Source organism: Micromonospora maritima (genome assembly GCF_902825405.1).
GTDB lineage: Bacteria > Actinomycetota > Actinomycetes > Mycobacteriales > Micromonosporaceae > Micromonospora > Micromonospora maritima.
Map to the genome: position 1 here is coordinate 1 of NZ_CADEAU010000269.1, position 7,352 is coordinate 7,352.

At 73.1% G+C, this 7,352-nt stretch carries 8 protein-coding genes and 1 pseudogene; 3 read left to right on the forward strand and 6 right to left on the reverse strand.

Features of this window, described 5'->3' with window-relative positions:
* Positions 1 to 503 (reverse strand): FAD-dependent oxidoreductase (locus HUW36_RS21225; protein WP_174529771.1); only part of this gene is annotated, 503 nt, incomplete at its 3' end.
* Positions 504 to 792: 289 nt separating this feature from the next.
* On the opposite strand from HUW36_RS21225, the gene HUW36_RS21230 reads away from it, so the two are divergent.
* A complete protein-coding gene (locus HUW36_RS21230; protein WP_174529772.1) occupies positions 793 to 1,935 on the forward strand; it encodes a glycoside hydrolase family 12 protein in 1,143 nt (380 codons plus the stop codon).
* A 60-nt stretch (positions 1,936 to 1,995) separates the two neighbouring features.
* Here the strand turns inward: HUW36_RS21230 and HUW36_RS21235 are convergent, their stop codons facing one another.
* On the reverse strand, positions 1,996 to 2,778 hold the full coding sequence (locus HUW36_RS21235; RefSeq protein ID WP_174529773.1) for an aldo/keto reductase: 783 nt from the start codon (positions 2,776 to 2,778) through the stop codon (positions 1,996 to 1,998).
* A 70-nt stretch (positions 2,779 to 2,848) separates the two neighbouring features.
* Here HUW36_RS21235 and HUW36_RS21240 point away from each other — a divergent pair, with 70 nt between their 5' ends.
* Together HUW36_RS21240 and HUW36_RS21245 are read left to right on the forward strand one after the other, a co-directional pair.
* The gene (locus HUW36_RS21240; RefSeq protein ID WP_174529778.1) at positions 2,849 to 3,883 is read left to right on the forward strand and encodes a DNA polymerase ligase N-terminal domain-containing protein; all 1,035 of its coding nucleotides are present in this window, start codon (positions 2,849 to 2,851) and stop codon (positions 3,881 to 3,883) included.
* A gap of 8 nt (positions 3,884 to 3,891) precedes the next feature.
* Positions 3,892 to 5,055 (forward strand): threonine synthase, encoded by a 1,164-nt coding sequence (locus HUW36_RS21245; protein WP_174529774.1) that lies wholly within the window; start codon positions 3,892 to 3,894, stop codon positions 5,053 to 5,055.
* A 66-nt stretch (positions 5,056 to 5,121) separates the two neighbouring features.
* On the opposite strand, the gene HUW36_RS21250 is transcribed toward HUW36_RS21245, so the two are convergent.
* The 4 genes and pseudogenes from HUW36_RS21250 to HUW36_RS34130 all read right to left on the reverse strand — a co-directional run.
* The gene (locus HUW36_RS21250) at positions 5,122 to 5,514 is read right to left on the reverse strand and encodes a cupin domain-containing protein (protein ID WP_013284343.1); all 393 of its coding nucleotides are present in this window, start codon (positions 5,512 to 5,514) and stop codon (positions 5,122 to 5,124) included.
* Between the two features lie 202 nt (positions 5,515 to 5,716).
* Complete coding sequence (locus tag HUW36_RS21255; protein WP_174529775.1) at positions 5,717 to 6,478, reverse strand: hypothetical protein; 762 nt, start codon at positions 6,476 to 6,478, stop codon at positions 5,717 to 5,719.
* Between the two features lie 41 nt (positions 6,479 to 6,519).
* A complete protein-coding gene (locus tag HUW36_RS21260; RefSeq protein WP_174529776.1) occupies positions 6,520 to 6,924 on the reverse strand; it encodes a hypothetical protein in 405 nt (134 codons plus the stop codon).
* Between the two features lie 163 nt (positions 6,925 to 7,087).
* Positions 7,088 to 7,352 (reverse strand): annotated as a pseudogene (locus HUW36_RS34130) (septum formation initiator); the annotation flags it as partial.

Sequence of the window (7,352 nt, forward strand, 5' to 3'; positions counted from 1 at the left end):
AGCGCGGCCAGCGTGCGCACCGCGGAGCGGGGCCCGTCGGCGCCGACGACCAGGTCGTACTCCCCGCTGGTGCCGTCGGTGAAGCCGACCGTGACGCGGCCGGGCGACAGCTCGACGGTGCTCACCTCGGCGCCGTGCCGGACGGCGCCGCCGGCGCCGGTGAGCAGCACCCGGTGCAGCTCGGCCCGGGGCAACGCCCGGCACTCTCCCACCCCGGCCCAGAGCGCGTCGAGGTCCACCTCGCACAGCGGCGCGCCGGCGGCGTCGAGGAAGCGCTGCCGGTGGATCACCTGGCCGAGCGGGCGCAGCGGGCCGTCCAGGTCGAGCCGGCGCATCGCCCGGGCCGCGTTGCCGGGCAGGTAGAGGCCGGTGTCGGTGTGCTCGGTGGGCGGCAGCCGCTCGGTGACGTCGGGCCGGAACCCCGCCAGGCGCAGCGCCCGGGCCACAGCGAGGCCGGCGATGCCCGCGCCGACGACGAGGATGCGCAGGGGGGGACCACCCATCGTGGGGTACGCCTCCGGAGGGGATCGGAACGCGTTGGAGGCAAGACATTACTCGCCGCAACCAGGCGGCGAAAGTGCCCGTCGGCCCTGGCCCAGGCACCCGGTCGACGGCTCCCTCCGTCCCACCAGCAGGAATCCCACGCCAACCGGAGGACCGCCCGCCGCCCAACTTAACCGGTCCAGTTGCGCAACTGTTTCAGACATGTAAATGTGTGACGTGAACGTGGGAGCGCTCCCGCTCGTACCACCCCACAGATCCGGCGCCCCCCGCGCCGAACCAAGGAGCATCATGAAGCGTCCACTCAGGGCCATCGCCGCGGCCGGTCTGCTGGCCGCCAGCGCCGTCGTCGCCGTCGCGCTCGGCGGCAACGCCTCCGCCGACACCCAGATCTGCGAGCAGTACGGCTCGACCACGATCGGCGGCAAGTACGTGGTGCAGAACAACCGCTGGGGCACCAGCGCGCAGCAGTGCATCAACGTCACCTCCACCGGGTTCTCGATCACCCGGGCGGACGGCTCCGCGCCGACAAACGGGGCACCGGTCTCCTACCCGTCCATCTTCGTCGGCTGCCACTACACCAACTGTTCGCCGGGCACGAACCTGCCGGTGCAGGTGAAGAACATCGCCAGCGCGCCCGCGAGCATCAGCTACAACTACGTCAGCGGCGCGGTCTACGACGCCGCCTACGACATCTGGCTCGACCCGTCGCCCAAGCGGGACGGGGTCAACCAGATGGAGATCATGATCTGGCTCAACCGGCAGGGCCCGATCCAGCCCATCGGCTCGCCCGTCGGCAACGCCAGCATCGCCGGCCGGACCTGGGAGGTCTGGCGGGGCAGCAACGGCTCCAACAACGTCATCTCGTACGTGGCGCCGTCCGCGGTCCCCAGCTTCAGCTTCGACGCGATGGCGTTCATCAACGACACCCGCAACCGCGGGGCGATCACCAACGACTGGTACCTGACCAGCATCCAGGCCGGCTTCGAGCCGTGGCAGGGCGGCGTCGGGCTGGCCGTCAACTCGTTCTCGCAGAGCGTCAACACCGGCAGCAACCCGCCGCCCACCACCACGCCGCCGACCGGCACGCCGACGACGAACCCGCCGTCCGGCGCGGCCTGCACCGTGACGTACCGGGCGACGAACGTGTGGAACAACGGCTTCACCGCCGAGGTGACCATCAAGAACACCGGTTCCGGCACGATCAACGGCTGGACGCTGAACTACACCCTGCCCTCCGGGCAGAACGTGACGAACGCGTGGAACGCCACCGTGAACCAGAGCGGCTCGGCGGTCACCGCGCGCAACGTCGACTACAACGGCACGCTCGCGCCCGGTGCCTCGACCAACTTCGGCTACCAGGCCACGCTGAACGGCAGCTTCTCCGCGCCGAGCAGCTTCTCCCTCAACGGCGCCACCTGCGCCCGGGGCTGACCACCGCAGCGTGACGGGGCGCGGTCGCACACCGACCGCGCCCCGTCCGCGTACGTGGGGTCAGCCGCCCAGGGCGTCGATGTCGCGCATCTCCTCGGCGGTCAGCGAGAACCCGAACACGTCGGCGTTGGCCCGGATCCGCTCCGGCGTGACCGACTTCGGAATGACCACGGTCTCGTGGTCGATGTGCCAGCGCAGCACCACCTGGGCCGGCGACACGTCGTGCGCCTGCGCGATCCGGACCAGCACCGGGTCGGACAGGTCGCTGGTCTTGAACGGGCTGTAGCCCTCCAACGCCACCCCCCGGTCCCGGTGGGCGGCGTGCGTCTGCCGGTCGTACAGCGACGGGCTCCAGCGGATCTGGTTGACCGCGGGCGTCTCCTCGGTGGCCTGGATCAGCTCGTCGATCTGGCCGATCGAGTAGTTGCTCACCCCGACGGACCGGGCCAGGTCCTCGTCCCGGGCGGCCAGCATCTCCCGCCAGACCGGGATGCTGTCACCGGGCGCGGACGGCGGCCAGTGCACCAGCCACAGGTCGACGTAGTCGGTGTCCAGGGCGGTCAGGCTGGCCTCGATGGTCTCCCGCTCCCGACCCACCCGGTCCGGCGGCAGCTTGGTGGTGATGAAGAGGTCCTCCCGGCGCAGTCCGCTCTCCTTGACCGCGCGCCCCACCTCCTTCTCGTTGCCGTACATCGTCGCCGTGTCGATGTGCCGGTAGCCGGCGTCCAGCGCGGCGAGCACGGCCTGGTAGCCGTCCTCGCCGGTGGCCTGCCAGGTACCGAATCCGAGCAGCGGGATCCGGATGTCGCCGGGGAGTGGGAGGGTGGGCTGGTCGAGGTCCATGTCGTCGGTTCTACCCCTGATCGTCGCCGCCATGCCGGCGCGACGGGCCGGTCTGACGGACAATGCGGGGGTGGCGGACCGGCTGGAGGAGTACCGGCGCAAGCGGGACGCGGCGCGTACCCCGGAGCCGGTGCCCGAGCGGACCCCGCGCCGCGGGCCACCGGCTCGGCGCGCGCCCCGCTTCGTCATCCAGCAGCACCACGCCCGGAGCCTGCACTGGGACCTGCGGCTGGAGCACGACGGCGTGCTGGCCTCCTGGGCGGTGCCGCGCGGCCTGCCCCGCGACCCGGGCCGCAACCACCTCGCCGTGCACACCGAGGACCACCCGATGGAGTACCTGACGTTCGCCGGCGAGATCCCCGCCGGGGAGTACGGCGGCGGGCGGATGAGCGTGCACGACACCGGCACCTACCGCGCGGAGAAGTGGCGCGACGACGAGGTGGTCGTGGTGCTCGACGGCGCACGCACCAAGGGGCGGTACGTGCTGTTCGCCACCGGCGGCCGGGGCCGCGACTGGATGGTCAGGCGCACCGACCCCGCGCCGGCGGGCTGGACGCCGATGCCCGAGCTGGTCCGCCCGATGCGCCCCGCCGAGGGAAAGCGGCTGCCGCGCGACGCCGACGCCTGGGGGTACGAGCTGCGCTGGCCGGGCGTGCGGGCGATGGCGTACGTCTCCGGCGGCCGGCTGCGGCTGCTCGACGGTGCCGACGCGGACGTCACCGGCGCGTACCCCTGGTCGCGGGCCATGGCCGAGGAACTGGCCCCGACCGAGGTGGTGCTGGACGGCGTGCTGGTCCGGATCGACCCGGCCGGCCGGCTCCACCCGCCCACCCGGCGCGACGGCCAGTTCCTCGCCGTCGACCTGCTCTGGCTGGAGGGCGTGACCAGCCTCGACGTGCCGTACGCGCAACGCCGCGACCTGCTCGACGGTCTGGCGCTCGCCGGCCCGCACTGGCAGACTCCGCCCTGGTTCCCGGGAGTCGGCGCGGACGCCCTACGGGCCGCCCGTGAGCAGGGGCTCCCGGGAGTGGTGGCGAAACGCCTCGACTCCCCGTACGAGCCGGGCCGGCGCAGCCGGCACTGGCTGAGCATCGACGCGAGCTGAGGACCACCGTGCACCTGACGCACCTGGAATGCCCGCGCTGCGGCCTGGAGCACCAGGCCGACGAACCGCAGAACCTGTGCGGGTGCGGCTCGCCGCTGCTGGCCCGCTACGACCTGGCCACGGTGGCCGCCACGGTGACCCCGGAGCGGTTCGGGCTGCGCCCGGCCGACCTGTGGCGCTACCGCGAGCTGCTGCCGGTGGCCGACCCGAGGTTCGTCACCACGCTGGGCGAGGGCTGGACGCCGATGTGGCGCGCCCCGGCGTACGGCCACGAGATCGGCATCGCGGATCTGATGGTCAAGGACGAAGGGCTGACCCCGACCGGGTCGTTCAAGGCCCGGGGTGCGGCGGTCGGCGTGAGCCGCGCCCGCGAGCTGGGCGTGGAACGGATCGCCATGCCGACCAACGGCAACGCCGGGGCGGCCTGGGCCACGTACGCGGCGCGGGCCGGGATCGGCGCGACGATCGCCATGCCGCTGGCCGCGCCGACCATCTGCCGGCAGGAGTGCCTCGCCGCCGGGGCGGACCTGCGGCTGGTCGACGGCCTGATCAACGACGCGGGCCGGGAGATCGCCGAGCTGGTCGCCGCGTCGGACGGGCGGATCTTCGACGCCGGCACGCTGCGCGAGCCGTACCGCCTGGAGGGCAAGAAGACCATGGGGTACGAGATCGTCGAGCAGCTCGGCTGGCAGGTGCCCGACGTCATCGTCTACCCGACCGGCGGCGGCGTCGGGCTGATCGGCATCCACAAGGCGTTGCACGAGCTGCGTGAGCTGGGCTGGGTGGAGGACCGGCTGCCCCGGCTGGTGGCGGTGCAGTCCACCGGCTGCGCGCCGATCGTGCGGGCGTTCGCGGCCGGCGAAGCGCGGGCCACCCCGTGGGTGGACGCGCACACCGTGGCGTTCGGCATCACCGTGCCGGCCCCGCTCGGCGACGAGCTGATCCTGACCGCACTGCGGGAGAGCGCCGGCACCGCGATCGCGGTGGACGACGCGGAGATCCTCGCCGACCTGCGGGACTTCGCCGAGCGGGAAGGGCTGCTGCTCTGCCCGGAGGGCGCGGCCTGCCTGACCGCCGCCCGGCACCTGCGGGCCGGTGGCTGGATCCGGCCCGACGAGCGGGTGGTGGTGCTGAACACCGGCGCCGGCATCAAGTACCCGGGCCTGGTGTAAGGAGGGGCCCCTTCCTAACGTCTCCGGTAGAGGCGGGGCCCCCTCTTAACACCTGCACCCGGGGCGTCAGGACGTCGGCGGCTCGTCCTCGCCGGCCTCCTCGGCGGCGTCCGCCTCTTCCTTCGTCTTGTGCACCGCGCCGTCGGCGTGCTCCGGCGGGCCGTAGACGGTGTAGAGCACCAGCGGGTTCGGCCCGGTGTTGACGAAGTTGTGCTTCGTGCCGGCGGGCACGACCACCAGGTCGCCGGAGACGACCTCCTTCTTCTCGCCCGCCACGCGCGCCTCGCCGGTGCCGCTGACGAACGTGAGGATCTGGTCGATGCCCTCGTGGACCTCCTCGCCGATCTCACCGCCCGGCGGGATGGTCATGATGACCAACTGGGTGTGCTCACCGGTCCAGAGCACGCGGCGGAAGTCGGGACTCTTCTCGGCGACGGTCGCGATCGTGAAATGCTCCATGGCCCGCTCATACCCCGTTCGCGCGCCGGCCACGCCGAGACTCGCAGATGGTGGAATTCGCCACCCCGGTCAGGTTTGGATCCCTCCCGGACGGGCATCTGCACCCGACAAGACCGGTGCGGGCTGGGCCGGTCGAGCCAGGTCCCCGCTGACGTACCGCCGTTGGGCTGCGCCGGTGGGAGACGGCCAGAGCGCGGCGACGTTACGACCTCGGTCGTGCGGCGCCGTGCGCTCGTCTGTGGGCCCGCACGCACCCGACCAGCACCAACGCCGCCCCCGCGCATCCGAGGACGTCGGCCCAGATGCCACCCCCGACCCGGGCCTGGTATTCCAGCGGGCTGTAGAAGGTCAGCCCGCCGGTCGCCGGGGCCGGAAACGCCGGTAGCGCCGCCGTCACGCCCAGCACGGCCACCGCGGCCAGACCCAGGCCCGCCGCCACGACGACCGCCGCCGAGCGGTACAGCGCCACCACCGCGGACCCCACCAGCACCAGGTACGGCGGCAGCACGACGTGCAGCGCCGGGGTCGCCAGGTACGGCGGCGTCACGACGTCCCGGACCAGCAGGAGCGCGACGGCGGACGCGAGCAGCGCCACGGTCACCACGGTCCGGCGCCGATCCGGCCTGGTTACCGGCAGCGCGGCCACGGCCACCAGGAGCGCCACGCCGACGAGCGCCCAGAGCAGCCAGGTGCGGGGCGCGACGGGTTCGGTGCGCAACGCCGTCCACCCGAAGCCCGGTCGCTCCCCCACCGGCAGGCTCAGCGCGGCCAGCGCGAACCCGGCGACCGCGAGCGCGCAGCGGGTCCACGGCCCCGGCCCCGCAACGGTCAGGGCGACACCGGCCACGGCGCACCAGGCGAGGGGCTGGGCCACGGGCAGCAGCGGCTCGGCCGCCCAGCTCCCGGCCAGGTGCGCGAGCGCGAGCAGCACGGCGGTCGCGGCGAGCAGGCGGTACGGACGCACCGCGCGATGCTGCCACAACCGGCCGGTGTGCCGCCGACCCGTCAGGCGAGGACGGTCAGGTGGAACGGGCGGTCCGCGTGGCCGCTGGCGGCGTGCGTCTCGACGAAGACCGCGTTGGCGATGCCGGTGCGGGGTGCCACGGTGATGACGCCCTGCGGGGCGAGTCCGCCGCCGGTGGCCGGGCCGACGGTCCCGACGTACGCGGCTCCGGCCACGTCCTGGTCGAAGGCGACCTGGTACATCCCGGCGGCGAGTCGGGTGGCCGAGGTGGCGCCGAGGCCGCGGACCAGGGTTCCGTTCGCGTCGACCACGGCGAACAGCACGCGGGCGCTGGCCGGCAGCCCGGCCGGCGAGCACGAGTTGATCTCGGTGTCGACGCTCGCGATCTCCTGTGTGCTCGGAATGGGCTGGCCGGTCGTTCCCCTCCTCGATCTGGGGCTGGGCATGGTGTTCCTTTCTCCCGTTACGCCGGCGGGAGGCGTTCGTGGTGCTTCCGGACGATCAGCGGTGATCGCCCTCTTCCTCCGAAGCTATGTCGATCCGCCGCCCACCAACCAGCCGCCGGGCTGTCCGATCACGGACAGTCAACGCCTCTGAGCTGGGAAAACGTCAGTCGTCGAGGTCCCGGACCGGGACCCCGTCGCGGCAGCGCAGTCGAAGCTCGTGTTCATCGGAGGCGCCGACGAACCGGATCTCGACATGGTCGTCCGGACCACGGTCGTCGTCCTTCGTCCGGTAGCCGGGCGCTGGGGACCACGTCACCACGCGCACCCCGGCCGCCCCGCACTCGGCCTCCACGCTGCCGCCGGCGGTCACGAACCCGCGCCGCGCGGCGCCCGGGGTGGACGGTCCGGCAGTCGACGGCGCGGTGGTC